General features: G+C 69.5%; 16 protein-coding genes. 10 read left to right on the top strand and 6 right to left on the bottom strand.

From position 1 onward, the window contains the following. Positions 1–57 precede the first annotated feature (57 nt). Together QHF85_RS39730 and QHF85_RS39725 are read right to left on the bottom strand one after the other, a co-directional pair. Positions 58–2,097, bottom strand: a complete 2,040-nt coding sequence (locus tag QHF85_RS39730; protein WP_281332638.1) for a DUF2169 domain-containing protein — start codon at positions 2,095–2,097, stop codon at positions 58–60. A 128-nt stretch (positions 2,098–2,225) separates the two neighbouring features. Next, entirely contained in the window at positions 2,226–3,188 is a 963-nt protein-coding gene (locus tag QHF85_RS39725) for an NmrA/HSCARG family protein (protein WP_281332637.1), read from the bottom strand. 82 nt (positions 3,189–3,270) lie between these two features. On the opposite strand from QHF85_RS39725, the gene QHF85_RS39720 reads away from it, so the two are divergent. The 6 genes from QHF85_RS39720 (at position 3,271) to QHF85_RS39695 (ending at position 16,105) form a co-directional block, all read left to right on the top strand. Then, positions 3,271–3,864, top strand: coding sequence for a 2OG-Fe(II) oxygenase (locus QHF85_RS39720; protein ID WP_281332636.1), 594 nt, complete (start codon positions 3,271–3,273; stop codon positions 3,862–3,864). 127 nt (positions 3,865–3,991) lie between these two features. Further along, positions 3,992–8,605 (top strand): glutamate synthase large subunit, encoded by a 4,614-nt coding sequence (gene gltB, locus QHF85_RS39715; RefSeq protein ID WP_281332635.1) that lies wholly within the window; start codon positions 3,992–3,994, stop codon positions 8,603–8,605. Then, positions 8,598–10,031, top strand: a complete 1,434-nt coding sequence (locus QHF85_RS39710) for a glutamate synthase subunit beta (RefSeq protein WP_281332634.1) — start codon at positions 8,598–8,600, stop codon at positions 10,029–10,031. Before gltB ends, QHF85_RS39710 begins: the two co-directional genes overlap by 8 nt. Before the next feature lie 21 nt (positions 10,032–10,052). Beyond that, positions 10,053–10,787, top strand: a complete 735-nt coding sequence (locus tag QHF85_RS39705) for a glutathione S-transferase (protein ID WP_281332633.1) — start codon at positions 10,053–10,055, stop codon at positions 10,785–10,787. 114 nt (positions 10,788–10,901) lie between these two features. Continuing rightward, positions 10,902–13,139, top strand: a complete 2,238-nt coding sequence (locus tag QHF85_RS39700; RefSeq protein ID WP_281332632.1) for a PAS domain S-box protein — start codon at positions 10,902–10,904, stop codon at positions 13,137–13,139. Positions 13,140–13,333: 194 nt separating this feature from the next. Further along, entirely contained in the window at positions 13,334–16,105 is a 2,772-nt protein-coding gene (locus tag QHF85_RS39695) for a PAS domain S-box protein (RefSeq protein WP_281332631.1), read from the top strand. An 18-nt stretch (positions 16,106–16,123) separates the two neighbouring features. Here the strand turns inward: QHF85_RS39695 and QHF85_RS39690 are convergent, their stop codons facing one another. From QHF85_RS39690 to QHF85_RS39675, 4 genes are all read right to left on the bottom strand, one after another. Next, the gene (locus QHF85_RS39690) at positions 16,124–17,884 is read right to left on the bottom strand and encodes a hypothetical protein (RefSeq protein WP_281332630.1); all 1,761 of its coding nucleotides are present in this window, start codon (positions 17,882–17,884) and stop codon (positions 16,124–16,126) included. A gap of 110 nt (positions 17,885–17,994) precedes the next feature. Further along, positions 17,995–18,855 carry an outer membrane protein assembly factor BamD gene (bamD, locus tag QHF85_RS39685; RefSeq protein WP_281332629.1) on the bottom strand — a complete coding sequence of 287 codons (861 nt, stop codon included), beginning with the start codon at positions 18,853–18,855 and terminating at the stop codon, positions 17,995–17,997. Continuing rightward, complete coding sequence (locus tag QHF85_RS39680; RefSeq protein WP_281332628.1) at positions 18,852–19,427, bottom strand: RNA polymerase sigma factor; 576 nt, start codon at positions 19,425–19,427, stop codon at positions 18,852–18,854. Before QHF85_RS39680 ends, bamD begins: the two co-directional genes overlap by 4 nt. A 58-nt stretch (positions 19,428–19,485) precedes the next feature. Next, on the bottom strand, positions 19,486–20,499 hold the full coding sequence (locus QHF85_RS39675) for a hypothetical protein (protein ID WP_281332627.1): 1,014 nt from the start codon (positions 20,497–20,499) through the stop codon (positions 19,486–19,488). A 118-nt stretch (positions 20,500–20,617) separates the two neighbouring features. Between QHF85_RS39675 and QHF85_RS39670 the strand changes: the two genes are divergently transcribed. The 4 genes from QHF85_RS39670 (at position 20,618) to QHF85_RS39655 (ending at position 26,786) form a co-directional block, all read left to right on the top strand. Further along, positions 20,618–21,565, top strand: coding sequence for a D-2-hydroxyacid dehydrogenase family protein (locus QHF85_RS39670; RefSeq protein ID WP_281332626.1), 948 nt, complete (start codon positions 20,618–20,620; stop codon positions 21,563–21,565). A 30-nt stretch (positions 21,566–21,595) separates the two neighbouring features. Continuing rightward, positions 21,596–23,497 (top strand): carboxypeptidase regulatory-like domain-containing protein, encoded by a 1,902-nt coding sequence (locus tag QHF85_RS39665; RefSeq protein ID WP_281332625.1) that lies wholly within the window; start codon positions 21,596–21,598, stop codon positions 23,495–23,497. Between the two features lie 209 nt (positions 23,498–23,706). Next, positions 23,707–25,122, top strand: a complete 1,416-nt coding sequence (locus tag QHF85_RS39660) for a hypothetical protein (protein WP_281332624.1) — start codon at positions 23,707–23,709, stop codon at positions 25,120–25,122. 239 nt (positions 25,123–25,361) lie between these two features. Beyond that, positions 25,362–26,786, top strand: a complete 1,425-nt coding sequence (locus QHF85_RS39655; RefSeq protein WP_281332623.1) for a hypothetical protein — start codon at positions 25,362–25,364, stop codon at positions 26,784–26,786. Positions 26,787–26,940 lie beyond the last annotated feature (154 nt).

Below are 26,940 nucleotides of genomic sequence, written 5' to 3'. Positions count from 1 at the left end.
CCAACCAAGACCGCAGCGCTGATGGTTCAACCGGCAAGGCGGTCCCACCAACGGCCTTCACCATCCGTCCGTCGCGCTGATTCGCGCGATCGCCACACCCCGCAAGGCCAGCGGGCAGGACGCGCGCGCGTCCGCCGCGAGGTGCGCCTCCGCGAGGATGCGCGCGGAGAAACGCGCGAACATCGGCAAGACTTCGGCGAGCGCCTCCGGGATGTACATGGGCACGTCGCGGTCTTCGCCCGCGAGTTTCATGGCGCACTGCAAATGCTTCCCTCCGAAGACGGCCTGCCGCTGATAGCGCCGGTGTTCGAGGAGGATCCGCTCTATCCTATCGGTGACCTCCACCGGCGAGACGACGCGCTTCTTCGTCTGCATGTATGCAGCCTCGATCGCCGCGCCGAGCTCCCGCGCCGCCAGCGGATCACGAAGCGCGTCCGCGGCGCTCAGGTAGTCACGCGCGGCCGTGAGCGCCTCCTTCGTGCGCTCGTCCCCGCCCGCGACAGGTCCCGTCGCTGCCACGCGCGCCCGCAGCGATTCGATCTCGTCGAATGAAAACGAGAGATCTCCCTCGACGAGGACGAGCGGCGCGACGAACCGACCGTCCTTGCGAATCGCCGCACGCGCGGCCTCGCGGATCGCCTCCTCGCCGAGCGCCTGTCCGTGCGCGAGGACCTCGAACATCTCGCGACGCTCTTCCACCTCGGCCGGCTCGAGGCCAAGCTCCGGATCGTCGATGTCCGGATCGAGCGGTTTGTCCCCGAGCGCTTCCAGGATTGCGCGCCACGCCGGCTGCCGGCGGACGCGCGGCAAGCTGCGCGGATCGAACCACAAGAGATCGAAGAGCCGCGCCGGGAGGGCCCGCGCCTTCGGCATCGGATTCGGCACCTGCATTTCGGGCGCCGTATCGAGATCGGCCGCCGCATTCGAGGCGCTGAGCGCGCTCGGCGGGGTGAGGGGCGCGCCGGAGAGCAAGGGCGGCGGGGGTGGACGGGGCGAGGGGGGCGGCGCCGCGAATTCGGAGCGCCGCGCGGACATCGATCCCGTTCGGAAGGGGAGCGCCGGCCGCGCGTCGTTCACCTCGGGGGGGAGCGCCAGCGTCGAGGCGGGCGAGGGCGCGGGTTTGCCCGAGGAGGGCGGCGGGTTCGCCGCGCGGCGCGGCGGATCGAACCAGGCGAGAGGCTCGCCCGCCACCTCCACGCCCGCCACGACCCGCATCGCTTCGAGGGCATTTTCGTGGGGGAGCTGTATCCAGCTCCGACAAACCACCGTGCACCGCTGCTCGTCGCCGTCGATGCGCAGCGTATCCATGCAGAGGTCCATCGGCTGGCCGTCGGGGATGCCGAAGGCCGCGAGGCCATGGATCCGCGCGGCGCCGCGGAGGCCGGGCAAGTGCGTCACGAGCCGCGGCAGGGAGGGGTGGAGGCCTTCGAGCACGATGCGCTCGTCGCCGCGGAGAAAATCGGTCTGCTGGTCGAACGGCGCGGCCTGGAAATAGGCGGCGTCGAAGCCCGGCGGGATCTCGGCGATCCGGCCTTCGAGCGCGCTCCTCGGCGTCGCGCCGAGCAGGCGCTTGCGCGCGGGCCAGGCGCGCGCGATCGGCCCGAAGCCCGCGGGGCGCCTCGGGTCCCCGGGGGTGAGGATCGTCGGCTCGCCCTCGTCCATCCCACCGCCGATCCCGAGCGGGTTGTCCGGAACGTCCGGCCCGCCGAAGGCACGCTCGTAGACGATGGGCATTCGCTGGGCGCCGCGCGAATCCTTCAAGAGGAGCGTCTTGTCGACCAGCACCCGCTCGCCGGCGTGGACCTGGAGCCGCGCGGCGGTTGCGTGGCCGTGCCCCGTGAAGAGCACGTCGGCGCGCGTCAGGTAGGGGACGAGGTCGCTCGTGAAACGCACGCTCCGCGCGGGGTTGTCCCCGTGGTGGACCTCCGCGCGCAGGATGGGCTGGGGCTCGATACGCGGCATGGGCGCGTCGGGCGCGAAGGCGAACGTCGCCTTGGTGATCACGGTGGCGTGCAAAACGCCGCCCGTACGAAATGCAACGACACCGGCCTCGGCACCCGGCAGGGGCGAGATGGCGGCCACCCCGTCGACAAGCATGAACGAGCGTATCACGAATATACGCGCGCCGCCCTCGGCCCGAGGTCCGCCGCGCGCAAAATGCAATTGCGTCCGGGGCAGGGAGCCGAGGCGCGCTCGCCCCGGACAAACGGACGTGGACGCGCGGCTCAGGCGGGCTGCGGAAGAGACATCCGGCCCTGGTTCTCCGCGAGCCACGCGGCGAACGAGCGGAGGTTCGGGTTCAGCGCGCGCGTCCGCGCGAGGTCCCGGAGCCCGCAATAGTCGGCCTCGAAATCCCGCTTGAACTGGAACATGTTCGCGAGGTCGTCGGCGCCGGGGATATCGAGGGTGCGGTAGACCTCGGGCTCGATCGCGTGATAACGGATCTTCTCGCCGGCGATCGCCGAGAACGCGGCGGCGAGCTCGCTGCCGCTGAGATGATCACTCGCGACGCCGAGGCGCTGCCCGATCATCTCGGCGCCGCGCTCGAAGATGCCGTACGCGCACCGCCCGATGTCCTCCGTCGCGATGCCCGGCAGCCTGGCCGTCCCCATGGGGAAGGAGAACACGAGGCGGCCGGCCGCGTCGCGCCGCGGGCCCATGCCGAGGTGAATGAAATTCTCCCAATAAAACGAGGTGTGAAAGAACGTCGTCGGGACGCCGAGCGAGGTGAAGATCGCGTCGGCCTCGCCTTTCGCGTCCATGTGCGGGACCTTGTAGTTCCCGCGCAGCGTCGGCATGCGGTCGTCCGAGAGCGGCACCCACTTGCGCGTGTCCTCGATCGTCGACCAGATCACGTGCTCGAGGCGCGCGTGGCGCGCGGCGCGGGCCATCGCGCGCGCCTGTTCGATCTCTTTTTCCGCAGAAAAATGCGCCCAGAAGAAGGTGACGCAGTACGCGCCGTACGCGCCCTCGAACGCGCGGCACAGGCTCGCCTCGTCGTCGAGGTCGGCGAGGACGACCTCGGCGCCGAGGGCGCGAAGCTCCTTCGCGGCGCGCGAATCGCCGTCCCGCGTGATTGCGCGGGCACGGAAGGCTCCACTCGGGTGGGCGGCGATGGCGCGGACCAGACCTCCGCCCTGCGCACCCGTGGCGCCGACGACGGCAATGACGCGTTTCTTCGAGCTCATGACTCCCTCCTCATTTCCCAAGCGCGCACTGTCGCACGCTTCGTCCTGCCCAGGAAGCCCCCCTGCGTGGTAGCCTCTTCGTATGGGGCTCTACGTCGGCCATTTCGATTTCACCGCGCCACTGCTCTGGACGGTCCCGGCGCTCTTTTCGTCCGAGACTTGCGCCGCCATCCTCGAGGGCGCGCGGGACAAACCTTGGCTCCCGGCCACCGTCAACGCCGAAGAGGGGCGCGTCGTCGATACCCGCATTCGGTCGAGCACCACGGCCGTGCTCCGCGATCCCGCGCTCGGAGGCGAGCTCTTTCGCAAGGTGACGCCCCACGTGCCGGAGCGCATGTCCACCGAGATCGGCGGGCGGCGCGTCGCCATGCACCTCACGGGCATCTTCCTCCCGCTGCGGATTTACCGCTACGAGGTGGGCCAGCATTTCGGCCTGCACCAGGATCAATCGTACGCCGGAGACGGCGGGACGCGGAGCCTCCTCACGCTGATGGTCTATTTGAACGAGGGGTTTGCCGGCGGCGAGACCGAGTTCCCCGAGCAGGAGCGCACGATCGTCCCGAAGACGGGCGACGCGCTCCTCTTCCAGCACATGCTCCTCCACGCGGGCAAACCCGTCACGAACGGCACGAAGTACGTCCTGCGCTCGGACGTCCTCTACCGGCCGGCCTCGTGAGTCGGGTGCGGACGAATTGCCGCACCGGGTCGACGGCCTGGCGCGACGCACCAGGGAAGAAAGAAATTGCTGCGTCGCAGCAACATGGACTGTGCTTCGGACGCCGATGGCCGTACGATCGTAGGCTGTGAAGCATCAGGCGCCGCCGCCCCGCCAGGGCCTCTACGACCCGCGCAACGAACACGACGCGTGCGGGCTCGGGTTCATCGCGCACATCAAGGACAAGAAGAGCCACGCGATCGTCGCGCAAGGCCTCGAGATCCTGAAGAACATGACCCACCGCGGCGCCACCGGCGCCGACCCGCTGCAAGGGGACGGTGCGGGCATCCTGCTGCAGATCCCCCACGCGTTCTTCGTACGGGAGTGCGCGCTCCTCGGCATCACGCTCCCCGAGCCTGGCGAGTACGGCGTGGGCATGATGTTCCTGCCGCAGGATCCGGGCGCGCGCGCCGCCTGCGAGCACGAGGTGGTGCGCGCCATCGTCGCCGAAGGACAGGAGGTCCTCGGATGGCGTGACGTGCCCGTGGACAACACCGGCCTCGGCGAGGGCGTGAAAGCGAGCGAGCCCGTCATCCGGCAGGTCTTCGTGGCGCGCGGCCTGTCCACGCCGGACGTCGAGGCCTTCGAGCGCAAGCTCTACATCATCCGCAAGCGCGCAGGCCACGCGATCCGCGCGCTCCGGATCTCGCGCGCGGGGCAGTTCTACGTGCCCTCGTTTTCAGCGCGGACGATCGTGTACAAGGGCATGCTGCTCGCGCACCAGGTCGGCGAGTTTTACGTGGACCTGAAGGACAAGGCGGTCGAGTCCGCGCTCGCGATGGTGCACCAGCGCTTCTCGACGAACACGTTTCCGTCGTGGGATCTCGCGCATCCGTTCCGGCTGATCGCGCACAACGGCGAGATCAACACGCTGCGTGGCAACGTGAACTGGATCCGCGCGCGGCAACAAAATATCGCCTCGAAGCTGCTCGGCGACGGCCTGCAGAAGATCTGGCCGCTCATCTACGACGGGCAGTCGGACTCGGCCTCGTTCGACAACGCCCTCGAGCTGCTCTACTTCGGCGGCTACTCGCTGGCGCACGCGATGATGCTGATGATCCCGGAGGCGTGGGCCACGAACCCGCTGATGGACGAGCGTCGGCGAGCGTTCTACGAGTACCACGCGGCGCTCATGGAGCCCTGGGACGGGCCCGCGGCGATCGCGTTCACGGACGGACGGCAGATCGGCGCGACGCTCGATCGGAACGGCCTCCGGCCCGCGCGGTACCTGCTCACGGACGACGACTACGTGATCCTCGCCTCCGAGGCGGGCGTGCTCGACATCCCGGAGCGCAAGATCGTCAAGAAATGGCGTTTGCAGCCGGGGAAGATGCTGCTCATCGACCTCGCCGAGGGGCGCATCATCGACGATCAGGAGCTCAAGACGAAGCTCGCGAAGCACAGGCCCTACCAGAAGTGGCTCGATCGCACGCAGCTCCGGCTGGAGAACATCCCGATGCCGGACTACGTGCCGATCCCCGACAGCAACAAGCTGCTCGATCGGCAACAGGCGTTCGGCTACACGCAGGAAGATCTGCGGCTCGTGATGGCGCCGATGGCGGCGAGCGGCGAGGAGGCCATCGGGTCGATGGGCGACGACACGCCGCTCGCCGTGCTCTCCGATCGGCCGAAGCCGCTCTTCGGCTATTTTCGGCAGCTCTTCGCGCAGGTGACGAACCCGCCGATCGATCCGATCCGCGAGGAGACGGTGATGTCGCTCGTCTCGTTCATCGGGCCGCGGCCGAACATCCTCGCCCTCGACGAGAGCGGGCCGAACATGCGGCTCGAAGTGCACCTGCCCATTCTCACGTTCGAGGACATGGAGAAGCTGCACCGCGCCGAGGAGCTCACGAAGGGGCATTTTCGATCGGTGGTGCTGTCGATCTGTTACCCGGCCGCGTGGGGCGCGGACGGGATGGAGGCGGCCCTCGGAAAGCTCTGCGCCGACGCGGAGGACGTGGTGCGCGGCGGCGGGGTGAACATCCTCATCCTGTCGGATCGTGACATCGGGCCGGATCACATCGCGATCCCGGCGCTGCTCGCGGTGAGCGACGTGCACCAGCACCTCGTGCGCGCGGGCCTGCGGACGCGGACGGGGCTCGTGGTCGAGACGGGATCGGCGCGCGAGGTGCACCATTTCGCGCTGCTCGCGGGCTACGGCGCCGAGGCGATCCACCCGAACCTCGCGTTCGCCACGCTGCCCACGCTCGGCGATCTCTTGCCGCCGGGCACGACGGCCGAGGAGGCGTGCGCGCGGTACATCAAGGCGATCGCGAAGGGGCTGCTCAAGGTGATGTCCAAGATGGGCATCTCGACCTACCAGTCCTATTGCGGCGCCCAGATCTTCGAGGCGGTCGGTCTTTCGTCGGCGTTCGTGGATCGTTATTTCACGGGCACGGCGACGGCCATCGAGGGCGTGGGCTTGCAGGAGATCGCCGAGGAGACGGTGCGGCTGCACCGGCTCGCGTTCCGCGACACGCCGACCTACCGCAACGCGCTCGACGCCGGCGGCGACTACGCCTACCGCGCCCGCGGCGAGGCCCACATGTGGACGCCCGACGCGATCGCGAAGCTCCAGCACGCGACGCGCACGAAAAACCCCGCCACGTACGAGGAATACGCGAGGCTCGTGAACGACCAGAGCGAGCGGCTGATGACGCTCCGCGGTTTGTTCGAGATCAAAGAATCGGAGCACCCGATCCCTCTCTCCGAGGTGGAGCCGGCCTCCGAGATCGTGAAGCGTTTTTCCACGGGCGCGATGTCGCTCGGCTCGATCTCGCAGGCGGCGCACACGACGCTGGCGATCGCGATGAACCGCATCGGCGGCAAATCGAACACGGGCGAGGGCGGCGAGGATCCGGCTCGGTACGTGCCCTTGCCGAACGGCGACTCGATGCGCTCGGCGATCAAGCAGGTGGCGGCGGGTCGCTTCGGCGTGACGACGGAGTACCTCGTCAATGCCGACGACATCCAGATCAAGATGGCCCAGGGCGCCAAACCCGGCGAGGGCGGGCAATTGCCGGGGCACAAGGTCTCGAAGTACATCGCGCAGATCCGGCACTCCGTGCCCGGCGTCGGCCTGATCTCGCCGCCGCCGCACCACGACATCTACTCGATCGAGGATCTCGCCCAGCTCATTCACGACCTCAAGAACGTGAACCCGAGCGCGCGCATCAGCGTGAAGCTCGTGTCGGAGATCGGCGTCGGCACCGTGGCCGCGGGCGTGGCCAAGGCGCACGCGGATCACGTGACGATCTCGGGGCACGACGGCGGCACGGGCGCCTCGCCGCTCTCGTCGGTCAAGCACGCGGGCGGGCCCTGGGAGCTCGGCCTCGCCGAGGCGCAGCAGACGCTCGTCTTGAACCGGCTGCGCGGCCGCATCGCCGTGCAGGCCGACGGGCAGATGAAGACGGGCCGGGACGTGGTGATCGCGGCCCTGCTCGGCGCGGACGAGATGGGCTTCGCGACGGCGCCGCTCGTGGTGGAGGGCTGCATCATGATGCGCAAATGCCACCTCAACACGTGCCCCGTCGGCATCGCCACGCAGGATCCGGAGCTCGTGAAGCGATTCGCGGGGCAACCCGAGCACGTGGTCAATTACTTCTTCTTCGTGGCCGAGGAGGTGCGCGGGTACATGGCCCGGATGGGCTTCCGCACGTTCGCCGAGATGGTGGGACGCTCGGACAAACTCGACACGCGGCGCGGGATCGCGCACTGGAAGGCCAAGGGGCTCGATTTTTCACGCGTTTTCTACCGGCCCGACGCGCCCGAGGGCGTCTCGATCCGCTGGACGGAGCGGCAGGATCACAGCCTGGAGCACGTGCTGGATCATCGGCTCATCGACGAGGCATTGCCGGCGCTCGTCAACCAGGTGCCGGTCGCGTTCGACGTGCCGATCCGGAACATCCACCGCGCGGCCGGGGCGATGCTCTCCGGCGAGGTCGCGCGGCGGTACGGGCACGCGGGGCTCGCGGACGACACGATCCGGATCCGCGCCCGCGGGACGGCCGGCGGCAGCTTCGGCGCGTTCCTCGCGAAGGGGATCACGCTGGAGCTCGAAGGGCAGGCGAACGATTACGTCGGAAAAGGTCTGTCCGGCGGCCGGATCATCGCCTATCCGCCGCGTGATTGCCCCATCGTGCCGGAGGAGAACATCATCGTCGGCAATACCGTGCTGTACGGCGCGATCTGCGGCGAAGTGTATTTCCGCGGCGTCGCGGGCGAGAGGTTTGCGGTGCGGAACTCCGGCGCGACGGCGGTCGTCGAGGGGATCGGCGATCACGGGTGTGAATACATGACCGGCGGCACCGTGGTCGTGCTCGGCAAGACCGGGCGCAACTTCGGGGCCGGCATGAGCGGCGGTGTGGCCTACGTGCTCGACATGACCGGGGATTTCCGGCTCAGGTGCAACCTCTCGATGGTGGCCCTCGAGCAGGTCCGGGACGCGGAGCACATGCCGCCGGGCGAAGCGCGGCACCTCGGGCGCGCGGACGCGGAGATCGTCCACGGCCTCCTGGAAAAACACTTCTTTTATACGGGAAGTGCGCGGGCGCGGGCGATCCTGGACGATTTCCACGCATACCGGGCCCATTTCGTGAAAGTGATGCCGCACGAATACCGCCGCGCGCTCGCCGAGCACGCGGCCGAGGAGGCCGCGAAGGCCCTTCCCGCGGCGGTGACGGAGGTCGTGGCCCATGGGTAAGGTGAAAGGCTTCCTGGAGATCGCGCGCAAGGAGCCGGAGCTCGTGCCGGTGCCGACGCGCATCCAGCGGTACGAGGAGCTCGTGCTGCCCATGGCGCCCCTCGAGGTGAGCCGGCAGGGCGCGCGTTGCATGGATTGCGGGATCCCGTTTTGCCACAGCGGCTGTCCCGTGAACAACGTCATCCCCGACTGGAACGACCTCGTCTACCGCGGGAATTTCCGGCACGCGCTCGACGTGCTGCATTCGACGAACAATTTCCCCGAGTTCACGGGGCGCGTCTGTCCCGCGCCGTGCGAGGCGGCCTGCACGCTGAACATCAACGACGAGCCCGTGACCATCAAGACGATCGAGCAATCGATCGTCGACCGGGGCTGGGAAGAGGGCTGGATCGTGCCGCAGCCCGCGAGCCAGAAGACGGGCAAGCGCGTCGCCGTCGTGGGCTCGGGGCCGGCGGGGCTCGCGTGCGCGCAGGAGCTCGCGCGGGCCGGGCACGAGGTCACGGTGTTCGAGAAGCACGATCGGGTCGGGGGGCTGCTCCGGTACGGGATCCCCGATTTCAAGCTGGAGAAGCGGCACGTCGATCGCAGGCTCGATCAGATGCGGGCCGAGGGCGTGGTGTTCCGGACGGGCGTGCACGTGGGCGTGACCGTGCCGGCGCAGGAGCTCGTGGACGCGTTCGATGCGGTCGTGCTCGCGGGCGGGTCGGAGGCGCCGCGGCCGCTCGACGTGCCGGGGCGCGACCTCGACGGGATCCATTACGCGATGGATTACCTGACGCAGCAGAACAAGCGCATCGCCGGCGACGAGGTCCGCGGGCAGATCCTCGCGACGGACAAGCACGTGGTCGTGCTGGGCGGCGGCGACACCGGGTCGGATTGCATCGGCACCGCGATTCGCCAGGGCGCGCGATCCGTCACGAACTTCGAGCTCATGCCCGAGCCGCCTGCCAAGGAGGACAAACCCCTCACGTGGCCGTACTGGCCGATGAAGCTGCGCACGTCGAGCTCGCACGCGGAGGGCTGCACCCGGGATTTCGCCATCGCGACGAAGGGTTTTTCCGGCAAGAACGGCAAGGTCGAGGTGCTCTCGGCGGTGCGGCTCGACTGGAAAAAGGACGCGACCGGCGCCCTCCGCGCCGAGGAGATCCCGGGCTCTTTGTTCGACGTGCCGGCGGATCTGGTGCTGCTCGCGCTCGGATACGTGCACCCCGTGCGCAAAGGGATGCTGGAGGAGCTCGGCGTGGCGCTCGACGGGCGCGGGAACGTGAAGGCGGATATGCGGAGGTACCAGACCTCGAATCCGAAGGTCTTTGCCGCGGGGGACATGCGTCGTGGTCAATCGCTGGTCGTGTGGGCGATCCGCGAGGGGCGCGACGCGGCGCGGGCCGTGGATGCCCATTTGCGCGGGCCGTCGAACGGGCTGTGACGCCGTGATACCTTGCGCCGGATGAAGGCGCGCTACGAGCTGTATTACTGGCCGTCGATCCAGGGGCGCGGGGAGTTCGTCCGGCTCGCGTTCGAGGAGGCGGGCGTCCCGTACGTCGACGTCGCCCGCCTGCCCGCAAAGAAGGGCGGCGGCGTCCGCGCGATGATGAAGCTCCTCGAAGGCACGGGGCCCACGCTCGTGCCGTTCGCGCCGCCGTTCCTCAAGGTTTCCGACTTTTTGCTCGGACACACGGCGAACATCCTGCTCTACCTCGGCCCGCGGCTCGGGCTCGTCCCGGACGACGAGGAGAGCCGCCTGCACGCGCATCAACTGGAGCTTTCGGTCACCGATTTCGTCGCCGAGATCCACGACACGCACCACCCGATCGCGTCGAGCCTCTATTACGAGGACCAGAAGGCCGCCGCGAAGAAACGCGCGTCGCTCTTCCGGAAGGAGCGCTTGCCCAGGTTCCTCGGCTATTTCGAGCAGGCGCTCGAGCAGAACGGGGGCGCGTGCTTCGTCGGCTCGGCGATCTCGTACGTCGACCTCTCGCTCTTCCAGGTGATCGAGGGCCTGCGCTACGCGTTCCCGAACGCCATGGCGCGGGCCTTGCCGCGCACGCCGAGGCTCGCGGCGCTCGCGGTCGCCGTGGCCGCGCGCCCCCGGATCGCCGCCTATCTCGCGTCCCCGCGCAGGCTCCCCTTCTGCGAGGAGGATATTTTCCGGCATTACCCGGAGCTCGACGCGAAACGGTGAAACGTGCCCGACCGCCCAAGACGGCGCTTGTTTTGCTGGCCGATCGGTGGTGGGCTAGAAGACCTCGAAGCGACGAGGAGCCGAGCAGGAAGCCTTGTGGTGAGCAGGGGGGGCATGACGGGCGGAGGGGCCGCGGAGCTCTACCGAAGCATCTTCGAGCATGCGTTCGACGGGATCCTCGTCGCGGACGACGAAGGGCGCCTCGTCGAGGTCAACCCGCGCGCCTGCGAGCTGCTCCGCGCACCCCGCGACGAGCTGCTCACGCGGACGGTGTTCGATCTCGGGCCGCCCGAGATCGCGTCGGCGCTCCGGGAGGCCTGGCCTCGGTTCCTCGTGGAGGAGCGCGTCCAGGGCGAGGGGACGTTCCGGCGCGCCGACGGGACCACGTTCGTCTGCGAGTTTTCGGCGCAAGCCCATTTCGCGCCAGGCAGGCACATGGCGATCCTGCGCGACGTCAGCGCGCGAAAGCAATCCGAGGAGGCGCTGCGCCTGAGCGAGCAACGTCTCGCCCGCGCGCAGCGGATCGCCCAGATCGGGAGCTGGGAGTGGGTGGCCGCGCTCGACGAGACGACGTGGTCGGACGAATGTTTCCGCCTCTTCGGCCTGCCCCCCTCGGAGGACAAGAAATCCTACGGGGACTTCCTCTCGTTCGTGCACCCGGACGACCGCGCGCACGTGGACGACGCGGTGCAACGAGCCTTCCGCGGGATCGCCGCGTATTCGATCGATCACCGCATCCTCACCGCCGACGGGCTCGAGCGGATCGTGCACGCGGAGGGCGACGTGGTCCGCGACGAGGCGGGGCACATGCTCGGCATGACCGGGACGATGCAGGACGTGACCGCGCAACGGAGGGCGGAGATGGCGCTCCAGAAGAGCGAGCATCTCTTCCGACAGGTGCTCGAGGCATTGCCGGTCGGGGTATGGGTCTCCGACGTGCAAGGCAAGCTCATCCTGGCAAACCCCGCGGCGAAGCACATCTGGGGCGGCTCCTTGCTCGTCGGACCGGAGCGGTTCGCAGCGTTCAAGGCGCGCTGGGTCGCGACGGGCGAGGAGGTGAAGCCCGACGAATGGGCGCTCGCCCGCGCGGTGCGGACCGGGGAGAGCACGCTGAATGAGCTCGTCGAGATCGAGGCCATAGACGGCCCCCACAAGATCGTCCTGAACTCGGCGGTGCCGGTGCGCGATCCGGAGGGGCGGCTCCTCGGGGCCCTGGCCATCAACCACGACGTGACCGAGCAGCACCAGCTCGAAGCGGAGCGGGAGGAGCTCGTCCGCGCCCTGTCGACGGAGCGGCAGTGGCTCCGGGCCGTGATCGACCGCTCGCCGATCGGCATCGTGCTCTGCGAATTCGGCGAGGGGCGGCGGGTCGTCATGAACCGGAGGGCCGAGGAACTGCTCGGCGTGACCGGGCCGCCCCCGGACGTGCTCGACCTCTTGCACCAGCGGTTGCACCTGCCGGACGGCTCGCCCGTGTCCCGCGGGGATCTCTCGCTCGAGCGGGGCCTGCGCGGCGAGCTGGTGACCGGTCGTGAGCTCTTGATCCGTATCCCCGACAAACCCGACGTGCCGATTTTGACGAATGCGTCCCCCATTCGCAGCGAGGGCGGTGAGGTCCTCGGGGCCGTCGTGACGTACGAGGACATCAGCCCGCTCAAAGAGCTCGAGCGATTGCGGCAGGAGTGGACGAGCGTGGTGGCCCACGACCTGCGCCAGCCGGTCACGACCATTTTGACCCTCGCGGGCATGGTCGCGCGCTCGTCGGCCGACCCCACGGCGCGCCGACGCGCCGAGCGGATCGTCGCGAGCACGGCGCGGCTCGAACGGATGATCGGGGATCTGCTCGATCTGTCGCAGCTCGAGGCGCACCGGCTCTCGCTCGTACGCGCGCCGACCGATGTCCCGGCGCTGCTCGTGCACGTCATCGAGGCGAGCGAGGCCCGCGAGCGCGTCATGCTCTCGATCCGGGGCGAGTTGCCCGCCTTGTCCATCGATGCCCAGCGGATCGAGCAGGTCGCGGAGAACTTGCTCTCGAACGCGCTCAAATACGGCAAGCCCGGGACGCCGATCGAAATCGTCGCGGAGCAGCGCGGCGGCGAGATCGTGGTGACGGTGCGCAATCAGGGGCCGGGGATCCCCGCCGAGGACATGCGGGCCTTGTTCGAGCGGTTCCAGCGAGGTCGCGCGCGAGGCAGCATGATCAAGGGGCTCGGGCTCGGGCTTTACATCGTGCGAGGGCTCGTGGAGGCGCACGGGGGGCGCGTCGAGGCCGAGAGCATTCCCGGGGAGACCACCACATTCTCGTTTTCCCTGCCCATCCCCGAACGTCACGAGGGAGCAGGCGCAAGCTGATGGGCCGCGCGGGCGAGCGGAGGCGCTCTTTGCGTCCCCGCGTCCGAATCGAGCCATCGAGCCGATCCTGCCGTGGCGCGCGATATCGGGGGCATGACGATCGCGCCGCGGTTCCGCGTGACATGCCGCCGTGCTGTTGTACCTTCGATGATACCCGCGCACGCATTCAAGCGGCGGGGCGCAGCAGGGAACCTATGGTGGGGGCAAACCAGGGCGATTTTTTCAGCAAGGATACGTTCTCTGAAAATGCAGGCGCCATTCCCAGGCTCGCGGCGCACCTCCTGAGGAGCGAGCTCGAGCATCTGGACGCGCAAAGGCTGACCGCCGATCTCGTGGCCACGGCGCTCGGCGGCGACGTGACGCTCGTCTACAGCCTCGGCGAGGACGAGCGTACGCTCTCCATCTCGGCGCATCGCGGGGCGCCCGAAGCGCTGCTCGCCCGCGTCGCCACGGTCCCGCTCGAATCGACGAGCCTGGCAGCCCGCGTGGCGCGCACGAGGCAGGCCGCGGACGTCGACGTCCTCGCCGAGGACGCCCCCTTGGACGTCCGCGCAGCCGCGGAGCTCGGCTGCGGCCCGAGGGCCCTTTCCGTGCCGCTCGTCTCCGAGGAGCGTCTGCTCGGCGTGCTGGTTTGCTTCACGCAGCGAGCCGAAACCGGCCGGGATCGGTCGTTGCCTCTGCTGTCGGCGCTCGCCAGCATGATCGCGGCCTCGCTTTCGACCACGACCCGGGCGAACGCGGCGCCCGACTGGAAATACCAGAGCCTGTTCGAGCACGCATTCGATTGCATCATCGTCGCGGACGACGCGGGGCGCGTGGTCGACGTCAACCCGCGCACCTGCGAGCTCATCGGCGCGTCGCGGGACGAGCTCTTGCAATGGACCGTGTTCGATTTCAGGCCCCCCGAGTTCCTCGCCCAGATCCAGACGAACTGGCCCGAATTCATCACGGGAGGGCGCTGGCGCGCCGAGAGGATGTTCCGGCGGGCCGACGGCAGCACGTTCGTCGGTGAGTTCACCGCGAAGGCCCATTTCATGCCGGGCAGGCACATGGCGATCCTCCGGGACGTCACCGCGCGCAAGCAAGCCGAGGAGACCCATCGGCGGAGCGAGGAGCGCCTCGCCCGCGCCCAGCGGATCGCCCACATCGGGAGCTGGGAATGGGAGCTCGACACGAACGAGGCCTCCTGGTCGGACGAATGCTATCGCATCTTCGGCCTGCCCCCGGTGATAGGGAAGAGGACGTACGAGGATTACCTCTCGCTCGTGCACCCGGACGATCGGGCGGACGTGGACGGGGCGGTCCGGCGCGCCCTCGACGGGAAGATCTCATTTTCGATGGATCACCGCATCCTCCTCGAGGACGGCCACGAGCGGATCGTGCACGAGGAGGGCGACGTGGTCCGCGACGCCGAGGGGCGCCCGATCGGGATGTGCGGGACGGTCCGGGACGTGACCGAGCAACGCCGCGCGGAGATGGCGCTCCAGAAGAGCGAGCTTCTCTTCCGGCAGGTGGTCGAGACCTTGCCGGTCGGGGTCTGGGTCTCCGACGAGCGCGGCCAGCTCGTGCTGGTCAACCCCGCCGGGCGACGGATCTGGGGCGGGGCGCGGCTCGTCGGGCCGGAGCGGTTCGACGAATACAAGGCGTGGTGGGTCGATACGGGCGAGGTGGTGAAGGCCGAAGAGTGGGGGCTCTCCCGCGCCATCCGGAACGGCGAGACCGCGCTGAATGAGCTCGTCGAGATCGAGGCATTCGACGGCCCGCACCGGCTCATCCTGAACTCGGCGGTGCCGGTGCGCGATCCGGAGGGGCGCATCGTCGGGGCCTTCGCCATCAACGACGACGTGACCGAGCAGCGGCGGCTCGCGGCGGAGCGTGAAGAGCTCGTCGACGCCCTCTCGACCGAGCGGCGCTGGCTGCGGACCGTGATCGACCGCTCGCCCATCGGGATCGTGCTCTGCGAGCTCGGGAACGGGGCGCAGTACGTCATGAACCGAAGGGCCGAGGAGCTCTTCAGCGTGACCGAGGCGGAGGCAGACGTGCTCGGCCTGCTCCGGGAGCGGCTCTGTTTGCCGGATGGCTCGAAGGTGCCTCTCGACGACCTCTCGATCGAGCGGGGCCTGCGCGGCGAGCTGGTGACCGGACGGGAGCTGCTCATCCGCGTCCCCGACAAACCCGACGTGCCGGTCCTGACGAACGCGTCCCCCATTCGTGGCGAGGAGGGGCAGCTCCTCGGGGCCGTCGTGACGTACGAGGACATCCGGCCGCTGAAGGAGCTCGAACGATCGCGACAGGAGTGGACGGGCGTCGTGGCCCACGACCTGCGCCAGCCGGTCGCGACCATCATGACGTCCGCGTCGATGCTGTCGCGCGCGTCGACCGACCCCACGGCGCGCCGCCGCGCCGACCGTATCGTCGAGAGCGCCGCGCGGCTCGGGCGCATGATTGGCGATCTGCTCGATCTGTCGCGGATCGAGGCGCGCCGCCTTTCGCTCGTGCGCGCGCCGACCGATGTCCCGGCGCTGCTCGCGCAGGTCATCGACGCGAGCGACGACCGCGATCGCGTCGCGCTCTCGATCCTCGGCGATTTGCCCTTGATGTCCATCGATGCCCAGCGGATCGAGCAGGTCGTGGAGAACCTGCTGTCGAACGCGATCAAATACGGTTCTCCCGGGACGCCGATCGAAATCGCCGCGGAGAAGCGCGGCGACGAGGTCGTGGTCTCGGTGCGCAACCAGGGGCCGGGGATCAGCCCCGAGGACATGCAGGCCTTGTTCGAGCGATTCCAGCGGGGCCGCGCGAAAGGCGGCGCGATCAAGGGGCTCGGGCTCGGGCTTTACATCGTGCGAGGGCTCGTGGAGGCGCACGGGGGGCGTGTCGACGCCGAGAGCGTGCCCGGGGAGACGACGACATTCTCGGTGTTCCTGCCCATCACGGAGGGCGCCGCGGGCGCGGAGGCTGGCTGACGGGCGTCGCCGAGGAGCTCAGAGCCGGCTCGCCATTCGCTCGGCGAGCGCTCGCACGACCGGCCGGTACGCGTAATCCGGATCGACCGGATCCGTGGTCTGGGACGGGCAGATCGAGGTGAGCACACCCTGGCTGCCCGCGCCCTCGATCACGCGCATCGTGCGGGGGCTCGGGTAGGCCTTGGCGGCGACTTGCAGCGTGCGCGCGCCGCCGCTGCTCGGGTTCGGCGCGCAAAGCGGGCTGTCGTTGTCCGGATTCGTGCAATCGCAGGGCACCACGGATACGTCGCTGCAATTTAGCGGAACGGAAAGGGGGAAGGTGCAAGCATATTGCAGGTCGTCCTCGTCCGCGATCGTACGGTCGCCCCCGTTCTTGGCATTGCCGGCCGTGACGCCCGGGCGTTTCGCGATGGACTCGATCACGTACGCGTTCGTCGGCTGCACGCCCGTCGCGGGATCTCCGAGCAGGGCGTCCCAGGCGCCGCTCTGCGCGAGCTCCTCCGTGCTCTTGAAACCGGCCGCGAGGTTCGACGGGTCCCGCGCGATGTCCTGCCAGGGGACGCCGACGATGCCGGCCACGAAAACGAGCCCCGGATCGCGGATGGCCTCGTTTCCGTCGCTCGGATCGAGGTCGGAGAAGATCGGGTTCGGCACGACGTCCCCCGCGCGCGTCGTGACCGTGGGCTGGGTCAAGGCGTTGATGTATCGATCCACGGGGTAGAGGAAATCGACGCCGAAGCGGCGCTTCTGATCGAAGCAGCGCAGATCGGGCGGGTCCTCGTTCGGGCCGAGCCTGGCGACCGCCCCCGAGGGCTCGAAGCAGGTCGGATCGACAGGGCAATCGCCGGGATCCATGCCGCACGACTTGCAGCACACGTCGTTCGGGTTCGTCGCGCATTCGCTGCGCGGCCGCGGCAGCCCCGTCACGTCGTGCTGCGCGACCACGTAATGATAACCCGACTCCTTGATGGAGCAGTCGTTCTCGTCGGTGAGCGTCAGGATCACGAGCATCGAGTCGGGCCGGAGGAAATCGCGGCGCTGGGTCAAGAGCTCGACGTCGACGCCCTGGGGCGTGGCCTCCCCATCGACGACGCTGATCGACTCGTAGGGTTCGGGGTCGACGAGGAAGCGATACCAGCTCTCGAGCTGCGACTCGTATCCGCAGCCGATCTGCCCGGCGCCCAGGATCAAATCGGAGAGGTTTTTCGCGAGCTCGGCCGTGTCGCTCGGAGGCGAGAGCGCGCCTGCGGGGTCCCAGACGAGGAACCCCTTGTCCTCGTAGGTCGGCACGGACGCGCCACCGCATTGGTCGAGTCGCGTGAGCAGGTGGCCCCTGTCGTTGTTCGTCAGGTTGTCGTTCGGCGCGCAGGTCGCGTCGTTGCTGACATCCGGGCACGCGCTCGAGCCGTGGCCTCCGAGGCTCGAGCTGATCACGCCGATGTGGATGTCGGTCATGGGCACGTGCCTTCGCACCTGGCCGGGAGGGCAGGGTTCGACGGCGGTGCTCGGCGTCGATGCGACCGCGCCGTTCGGGTCGACGCACGGCGGGTTCACGAGCGTTTGCACGAGGTCGGCGGTCGCGCGCGAGAGGACCTCCTGCTTGTCGGCCATCGACCTCGAATTGTCCACGACGAGCAGGAGATCGAGTTTGTCCGCCCTGGGGAGCGGACCGCTGTTCCCATTGCCTCCGCCCACGTTGACGACGCCCTGGCACGCGGCGAGCGTCGCGCCGAGGCCGAGGACACACGAAAACCACGCCATTGCAGATCGCTGGCCCATGACATTCTCCTTTGCACGCGGCGCCGCCGGACGACGGCCGGCGCCAGTTCGTGCAAGGTGGGTGGAGCGAGGCGCCGGGCGCCATTTCAAAAAAGACGCGCTCGGTGGTTTCATCGGACGAAGGCGCGGAGCTTCTTGGCATGCGCGCTCGTCGGGTGGGCGCGAAGGAAAGAGGCGGCGCGCTCGGAGGCGGCGGCGGTATTGCCAGCCCGGGCGAGGGCCTCGATGGCCAGGGCCTCACGCTCCTGCGCGAGGGTGCCATTCGGGAAAGAATCGCCCATGGCTTCGAGCTTCTGCAGAGCAGAGGCCGTGTCGCCGGCCCGGAGCGCCGCGCGCGCATCGCCGAGCGCCGTGCGCTCCTCGCGGAGACGGCTGGCCCGCTCGGCGCGGCTGGCCTCCGGCTCGACGCTCGACGAAGGGGGCTCTTTCGGGGCAACGCTCGCCGAGGGGAGGGCGCTCGAAGCCCGGCGCGGCGTGGCGCTGCGCGGAGCCTCGTCCTCCGGGGCGGGCGGCTCGGGCGTCGGTGTGGCTTCGGCCTCCGGGACGTCCGGCGCTTCCGCGTGGGGCGCTTCGATGGCCGCTTCCGCCGTCGGAACCGCCTTCGGCGCGGCCGGCGTGGCCTCCTTCGCCGGGACGAGCACGGCGACGGCGCCGGCAACGAGCGTCGCGCCCATGATTCCGACGATGAGCCCTTTCGCGACGCCGATCATCCCCGAGGCGCCGGCCGTCGACGAGCCCGCCGTCGCCGCCTGGGCGGGTGCTCCCGCGGGCGCCCCCGTGCCTCCCGACGAACCTCCGCCTCCGCCGTCACCTCCGCCGCCTCCGCCGGGGCCGATCTTGGCGCTGAGCGCGGCCCAGATCGCGTCCTCGGCGCCGGTGGGCGGGTTCATGTCGAGCCCGGCGCGGAGCAATGCGCGTTCGTGGGGCGCGGCGTCCGCGCCTTCCTCCATCCATCGCTTGGGGTCGCTCATCGCTTCCCTCCTGCCTGACTCGTGAGGACGCTGCCCAAGACCTGCGCGGACGGGGCCCCATAAAACCGATCGCGCGCCTGGGAGCGCGCCGCGCCGCGCCGGAACGCCTCGCGGGCGAGCCGGAGGCGCGAGTAGACGGTGCCGAGCGGCAGCTCCAGCGTCTGCGCGATGTCCTCGCCCGTCATGCCCTCGAGCTCGAAGAGCGTGAAGACCGCGCGTTGATCGAGCGGCAGTTCGTCGAGCAGCGCTTCGAGCTGCGCGAGCCCCTGCCGGCGCTCGGCCTCGGCGGCGACGTCGGCGCGCTCGTCGGGTGTGTCGAGCAAGGGCTCGTCGCCGCCGTCGCGACGGGCGGCGGCGCGGGCCGCCTTGCGCCGATCGCCGGCGACCCGGAAGCAGATGCCGAAGAGCCAGGTGCTCACCTTCGATCGTCCCTCGAACTCGGGCAGCCGCCGATGAACGACCAGAAAGACGTCCTGCACGGCGTCGGGCAGGTCGCTCTCCCGGATCCCGAGGCGGCGGAGGGAGCGCCAGACGAACGGGAAATGCTCGTCGTAGAGCTGCCGGAAGTTCATGAAGGGAGCGGGGTTGTGGTCATCGCCCTGGCTGGGTGGAGGGACGGGCCGTTCGCCATCACGGAATCGTCCAGCGGAGGCCAGCGCCGAGAAACCCGCCCACGGGCGAGGGCTGGAAGGCGGTGACGGGGACGATCGGGGCGGAGGGGCCCGCGCCGGGCGCGGGCACATCGACGGTGAAGGCCTGGGAGAGGAGCGGGGCGGCGACGCCGAGGCGGGCGGACCAGCCGAGGCGGCCGACGAGGGGGCCTTCGAGGAGCCCGGTGCCGCCGAGGGCGATCCAGGGGCGGGTGCCGTCGCGGTTGGCCTCGAAGCCGCGACCTTCGCCATGGACGGCGCCGAGGAAGGGCTGGGCGCACAAGGAGAGGCGGACGCCACGAGGCGGGCGCAGGACGGCGACGCAGGCCCGCGCGGTGGCGGCGACGAGCCAGAGGTGGACCTGGCCGGGCCCGACGTCGACGGAGGCGCCGGGGAGGGCGAAGACGCCGGCGCCGAAGGAAGCGACGCCAAAGCGGAGGGCGACCTCGCCGCTGACGGCTGGGGAGAAAGGGGTGAGGAATCCAGCGGTCACGGCGGCGCCGAGGTCGAAGGAGACGTCCCAGGGGGCAGGACGCGGTGGGAGCGGAGGCGGAGGAGGGGGTGGTGGTGGCGGAGGCGGCGGAGGCGGCGCCGGTGCTGCGGGCTCGCTGTCGAGCAGGATGGCCAGGGTCAGGGCGAGCGCGTCGGCGAGCTCGGTGCACGTGGTTCCCGCGTCGGAGAGCTGCCGCGTGAGGTCGCCGGCCTCGAGCGTCGCGGCGTAACCTTCCTCCGAGCGGACAATCCGCACCTCGTAGACCGGGGCCGACGGGTCGCCGTCCGCCGAATCGAGGGCGGGTCGCTGCATCTGGTGCTCGACGGCCGCGGCGAGGGCGATGGCGTCGGGGCAATCGGCCGCTTCGGGCGCGCGCTCGACCACGAGGCGGGGCAGCGCGGCCGCGGAGGCCCGAGGGACGGCCGCGAGCGTCAAGCCGAGGGCGAGCGCGAGGGGCCGGGGGAAGCGGGAGCGGCGCGGGGAGACGTGGGGGAGGCCCAAGGCGGGCGGCATCGTAGTCGAAATCGAAGGCGAACCACGAACCGGCCATGCGACGCGCGTTTGCTCCTGGTCCCACGGTGCTGGACATCGCGCCCGCGAAGCCCAGACCATGCGGCGCATGAAGATCGCCATCCTCGACGACTACCTGCGCGTGGCGGAAACCCTCGCCGACGTTCGCCGCCTGCCGCCCGGGAGCGAGGTCGTCGTGTTCGACCGGCCCATCCCCGATCGGGACGAGCTCGTCGCCAAGCTGCGCCCGTTCGACGTCGTGGTCCTCATGCGGGAGCGGACGCCGCTGCCGGCCGCCGTGATCGAAAACCTCCCGAACCTGCGGCTCGTCGTGACGACGGGCGGGCGCAACGCGGCGATTGACCTCGCGGCATGCCGCGCGCGAAACATCCCGGTCTCGGGTACGGGCTCGGTCGGCACGCCGACGGCGGAGCTCACGTGGGGCCTGATCCTGGCGCTCGTGAAGCGCATCCCCGCAGAGGACAGGGCGCTCCGCGCAGGGACGTGGCAGACGGGGCTCACCGAGGGGCTCGCCGGCAAGCGCCTCGGCCTCGTGGGGCTCGGGAAGCTAGGAACCCAGGTCGCGCGCGTGGGGCTCGCATTCGGAATGGAGGTCGTGGCCTGGAGCCCGAACCTCGACGACGCGCGAGCCGTAGCCGGAGGGGCGAAGCGCGTGGAGAAAGCCGAGCTTTTCGCGACCTCGGACGTCATCAGCCTGCACCTCGTGCTCGGCGAGCGGACGCGGAACATCGTCGGCGCGGACGAGCTCTCCGCCATGAAACCCTCGGCGTTTTTCGTGAACACCTCGCGCGCGGGCCTCGTGGACATGGACGCCCTGCTCGCCGCGCTGCAAACACGCCGCATCGCCGGCGCCGGCCTCGACGTCTTCCCGGAGGAGCCCTTGCCGCCGAGCCACGCGCTCTGCGCCTTGCCCCACGTCGTCCTCACGCCGCACCTCGGGTACGTCACGCGGGAAAACTTCGCCGTGTTCTACCAGGACGCCCTGGAGGACATCCTCGCCTGGCACCGAGGCGCGCCCGTCCGGCTCCTGACCTGACATTCCCGGCCCAACGCGTACGATAGGCGCATGTCGCAGCCGAACCGGCTCGTGCGCCCGATCCTGATCGTCGTCGTCATCGCGCTCCTCGCGCTCCTGCTCTCGCGCCTCGGCGGCAGCAGCTCCGAGCGGTCGGCCCCCTCCCCAGCTTCGAGCACGACCCACGCGCCCGCACCGCGCGCCCGCACGTCCCGCGCCATCACCGAGCGCCAAGGCCCCCTGCGCCTGCCGAGCGGCGAGATCGCCGCCGACGCCTCCCGCCGCGCCGGCGCCTTCTCCGGCCGCGTGATCGCCGCCCGCACCGGCGCGCCCATCGAAGGCGCCACGCTCACCTTCGACCACGACGGCGTCGCCCGCGCCATCACCTCGGGCGCGGACGGAGCCTTCCTCTTCGAACCCCCCGCGCCGGGCGTCTACGCGCTCGCAATGGTGGCCGCCAAGGGCTTCCACCCATTCGCCCCAGCGTGGGGCGAGAGCCCCATCACGCTGATCGCCCGCGCCGGCGAGGTCGTCCGTGGCCTGACCATCACCCTCGAACCCGAGCGACGCTACGAGGGCATGGTCCTCACGCCCACCGGCGAACCCGCGCCAAAGGCCGAGGTGCGCATCCTCGAAGCCCCGGGCGGCGAGGCCAGCGCGGGCGGGCATTTCATCGCCGACGACAAGGGCGCATTCTCGTTCAGCGCCCCCGACGACGCCTTGCTCGAAGCGACCCACCCAGACCACGCCCGAGCCCGTGCCCGCCTCGACATGCGCGCACAAGCGAGCGGCCGCGTGACGCTCCGGCTGCGACCCAAAGGCGAAGCCGTCGTGCTCGCATCCATCACCGGCCTGGTGCTCGACGCCGCCGGAGCGCCCGTCCCCTTCGCCAGCGTGAGCGCCCACTTCCACCGGGAAATCGCAGCGCGCGACGACGACCTCCACCCCGGAGCCGAAGCCACCACCGACGAGCGCGGCGCCTTCACGCTGGAAGGCCTCGACCCAGGCACCTACGAGCTCACAGCCCGCGAAGGCGCACGCATCGCCCACGCCGAAGGCATCGCAGCCGGCGCCGAAGGCGTGACCCTCCGCCTCGCCGCCGCCGGCCGCATCCGCGGCACCGTCCGCAGCGGCAACCCCGCCACCCCCGTCGCCTCATTCTCCGTCGTCGCCGCGCGCCACCGCGGCCCCCTGGAGCGCGACGCCTCCACCGGCACCTCCTTCTTCGACGCCACCGGCGCCTACGAAATCGGAGACCTCCTCCCAGGCACCTACGCCGTCACCGCAGCCGCCCTCGGCCACGCCCCTTCGGCCACCATGAACGTCACCGTCCCCGCAGGCGGCGAAGCCACAGCCGACCTCCTCCTCCGCACCGGCGGCCGCCTCCACGGCATCGTCCTCGAAGACGACACAAAAACCCCCATCGAAGGCGCACGCATCACCCTCGAAGGCGTCCTCGGCGCCGGCGCCAGCCCCATCCCCGTCGTCGCCGACGCAACCACCGACGCCTCCGGCCACTTCTCCCTCCTCGGCCTCGCCGAAGGCGCACGCTCCGTCACAGCAACCGCCCCCAACCACCACGGCCGCATCCTCTCCGGCCTCGTCGTCACCGAAGGCGGCGACATCGGCCCCGTCACAATCAGCCTCGCCAAGCTGAAAGAAGGCGAAGAGCCCCGCATGGAGCTCACCGGCATCGGCGCCGTCCTCTCCCCCAAAGACGACGCCCTCATCATCGGCCAAGTCCTCCCCGGCGGCGGCGCCGCAAACGCAGGCCTCAGCCCAGGCGACGCCATCCTCGCCATCGACGGCGCCCCCATCGTCGAGCTCGGCTTCGAAGGCGCCGTCCAGCGCATCCGCGGCCCCGAAGGCAGCGTCGTCAAACTCTCCATACGCCGCAGCGGCACAGGCGAGCCCACCGACGTCGCCGTGCGGCGGACCCGCGTGCGGAGCTAGGCTCGCAAAGGCGTTGCGCTGGGGCTTTGCCCCAGGCCCCACCGGGGCTGTCCGCCCCTGGACCCGGACCAGCGCAAGCGCTGGACCCAGGGTCGATGAACTGCGTTGCAGTTCATCGAACGGAGCAATGCGCCAGCGATCGGGTGTCGTTTGCGTTTGTGAGAGTGGCGCTCCTATTTTTGTCGGCGGTGATGCGCTACGATCGGCGTATGGCGAAGCTTCGATTCTTTCTTGTCGCCCCGCTTTTCGTTCTCGGCTGCGCGGAGACGGTCGCCGAGACTCCCACGCCGACCTCAGCGTGCGGCGAGGCGCTCGACCTGACGTTCGGCACCACGGAATCACGAACGAACCTCACCGGCCTCTCGATTGCCGTCGACGACGCCTGCAACACCCTCCTCACCGGCACGACACAAGGCCCGATCGATTTCGGCGGAGGCCCCCTCGGCAGCGCCGAAGCGCCCTTTTCCTTCGTGGCAAAACTCGACGCCAGCGGCAAACACATCTGGAGCCGCGCACTCCCGAACGGCGCCACCTTCGAAGGAAAGGACGTCCTCGCCCTGGACCCCCAAGGCGGAATCCTCCTCGCCGGAAGCCTGACCGCCAACGTCGACCTCGGCGGAGGCACGCTCGGCGGCGAATACGTGCGCGCAAACCACCCCTTTTTGCTGCGGCTCGACGCAGACGGCAACCACGTCTCGAGCCGTCGCCTGCCCGGAAACCTGCCGGACGACATCAACTTCAGCGGCAACTTCGCCCGCGCCGTGGAGGGCATCACCTTCGACCCCGAAGGCAACTTCGTGATCAGCGGCAGATTCGTCGGCACGCTCGATCTGGGCGGCGTCACAGTGACGAGCGTGCCCGAGCCCTGGGACGAATTCATCACGAACTACAAGCCCGACGTATTCGTCGCGAAATACGACACGAAAGGCGAGCTCCTCTGGGCCGAGAAGTACGGCGGCGACATCTCGGACTTCCCGGCCGGACTCGACGTGACCCCGGCCGGCGAAGTGGTCTTCGCGTATAACCAATTCAGCGTCATGGAGACCTCCGGGGAGCCGATCGGCTTGCACGTGAAAAAGTATTCACGCGACGGCGACATCATCTGGAGCAAGGTCTTCGAGGCGTCGCACCTGACAGGATTCGGCGGCAACATGGCCGTGACGGACGACGGCGGCCTGGTCCTCGGCGGGGAAGGGCAGCTCGTCTTCGACGGCATTGGCACATTCAGCCCGTCCTTCGTCGGACGGCTCGATGCGAACGGCAAGCCCGTCCTCGGCGCCTCGATCACAGGCGACGCAGCCGCCATCGTCTCCTCCGTGGCGCCTGGCAAAAATGGCGGCATTCGTGCCATCGGCTGGTTCGAGGACACGCTCCTGCTTCAAGGCAAAGTCATGGCCGGCACCAGCGGCGGACTCGACGGATTCGACGTCCACCTCGAATGGGACGACACGGCAAACACCCTCGCGACCTTCGGCGCCGCAGCGGACGAGCTCCCCCTCGCGATGGCACAAAGCAAAGCCGGCGATCGCGTGATCGTCGGCGTCGAGGGCCCCCTCGTCCACCTGGACGACTCCCTCACCCCGTATTCGACGGGAACGCGGATCTTCCTGCGTCGCCGCAGGTAGCCCTGCGACGAGCAACACCCGTCGAAGCGCGAAACGCCCCTGCTGGTCTTGCCACCGGCCCGTTGGAAGAACTGCGCATCGCGCAGTTCTTCCACCAAAGGTCCAGGGCTGGCCCTGGTCCGGGTCGAGGGGCGGATAGCCCCCGCGGGGCCCGGGGCAGCGCCCCGGCGCGGCGCCTCCCGCCGAGACAGCAGGCTCGTCCTCCTCCTCTTCGCTGTCGGTTGCGCTACGATGGGTACATGACGACCTTTCGAATTTTTCTTGTCGTTCCGCTCCTCGTTCTTGGCTGCGGGGAAACACCTCCCGAGATTCCCACGCCCGGGCCTGCGCCGACGTCCGCGTGCGCCGAGCCGCTCGACCTCGTGTTCGGGAGCTCGGCGTCGAAGACCAACCTTGCGGGCCTCTCTGTCGCCGTCGATGGCGCGTGCAACACGATCGTTGCTGGCATGACGCAGGGCCTGATCGATTTTGGCGGCGGGTATCTCGGCTCGGACGACGCGCCGACGGCCTTCGTGGCGAAGTTCGACGCGCGCGGAGAGCACCTCTGGAGCCGCGGGCTCCCGAAGGGCGCGGCGTTCGAGGGGAAGAACGTGCTCGCCGTGGACGCCGCGGGCGCGCTCCTCCTCGCGGGTAGCCTCTCCGCCGACGTCGACCTCGGCGGAGGCCCGCTCGGCGGCGAATACGTGCGCGCGAACTACCCGTTCTTGCTTCGCCTCGACGCGGATGGCAATCACGTGAGCAGCCGCCGCCTCCCGGGAAACCTGCCGGACGATGTCGGGTACGCGGGCAGCTTCCAGCGGGTCGTGGAGGACGTCGCCTTCGACGCCGAGGGCAACTTCGTGATCACCGGCAGGTTCATCGGCGACCTCGATCTCGGCGGCGTCACGTTGACGAGCGTGCCCCAGGATTGGGACCCCAATTTCACGAACTACAAACCCGACGTCTTCCTCGCGAACTACGACACGAAGGGCGACCTGCGCTGGGCCAAGAGGTACGGCGGCGACATCATGGACCTTCCTGTGGGCCTCGACGTGACCCCGAGCGGCGAAACGCTCCTCGTCTACACACAACCCAGCATCATCGAGAGCGCGGGGGAGCCGCCTGGCTTGCACGTGAAGAAGTTCTCACCCAACGGCGACCTCGTCTGGGGCAAGGTCTTCGAGAACTCGGAGCAGTACAACTTCGGCAGCGTGGCGCGCACGGACGACGGCGGCCTGGTCCTCGGCGGGGAAGGCGAGCTCATCCTCGGCGGCATTGGCACGTTCAGTCCGGCCTTCGTGGCGCGGCTCGATTCGAATGGCGAGCCCATCCTCGGCGCCTCGGTCACAGGCGACGCAGCCGCCGTGGTCTCCTCCGTAGCGCCAGCCGGCAAGGAAGGCATCCGGGCCATCGGCTGGTTCGAAAACACGCTCCTGCTCCACGGCGAAGCCATGGCCGGCTCCAGCGGCGGCCTCGACGGCTTCGACGTCCACCTCGAATGGGACGACACAGCAAACACCATCTCGACCTTCGGCGCCGCAGCAGACGAGCTCCCCCTCGCCATGGCGCGAAGCAAGGACGACGATCGCGTGATCGTCGGCGTCGAAGGCCCCCTCGTCCACCTGAACGAATCCCTCACCCCGTATTCGACGGGAACGCGCATCTTCCTGCGCCGCCGCAGGTAACGCGAGCATTGAAGGCGCCTCGCTGGGGCTTTGCCCCAGGCCCCACCGGGGCTGTCCGCCCCTGGACCCGGACCAGCGCAAGCGCTGGACTCGGGGTCGATGAACTGCGCAATGCGCAGTTCATCGAACGGGCCAGGTCAAGACAGCGACGACC

The sequence above is a fragment of the Polyangium sp. 6x1 genome (genome assembly GCF_029946515.1).
In the GTDB taxonomy this organism is placed as follows: domain Bacteria; phylum Myxococcota_A; class Polyangia; order Polyangiales; family Polyangiaceae; genus Polyangium.
The sequence above is the reverse complement of the archived record's forward strand: the minus strand, read 5'-3'. Positions and strand labels throughout refer to the sequence as shown.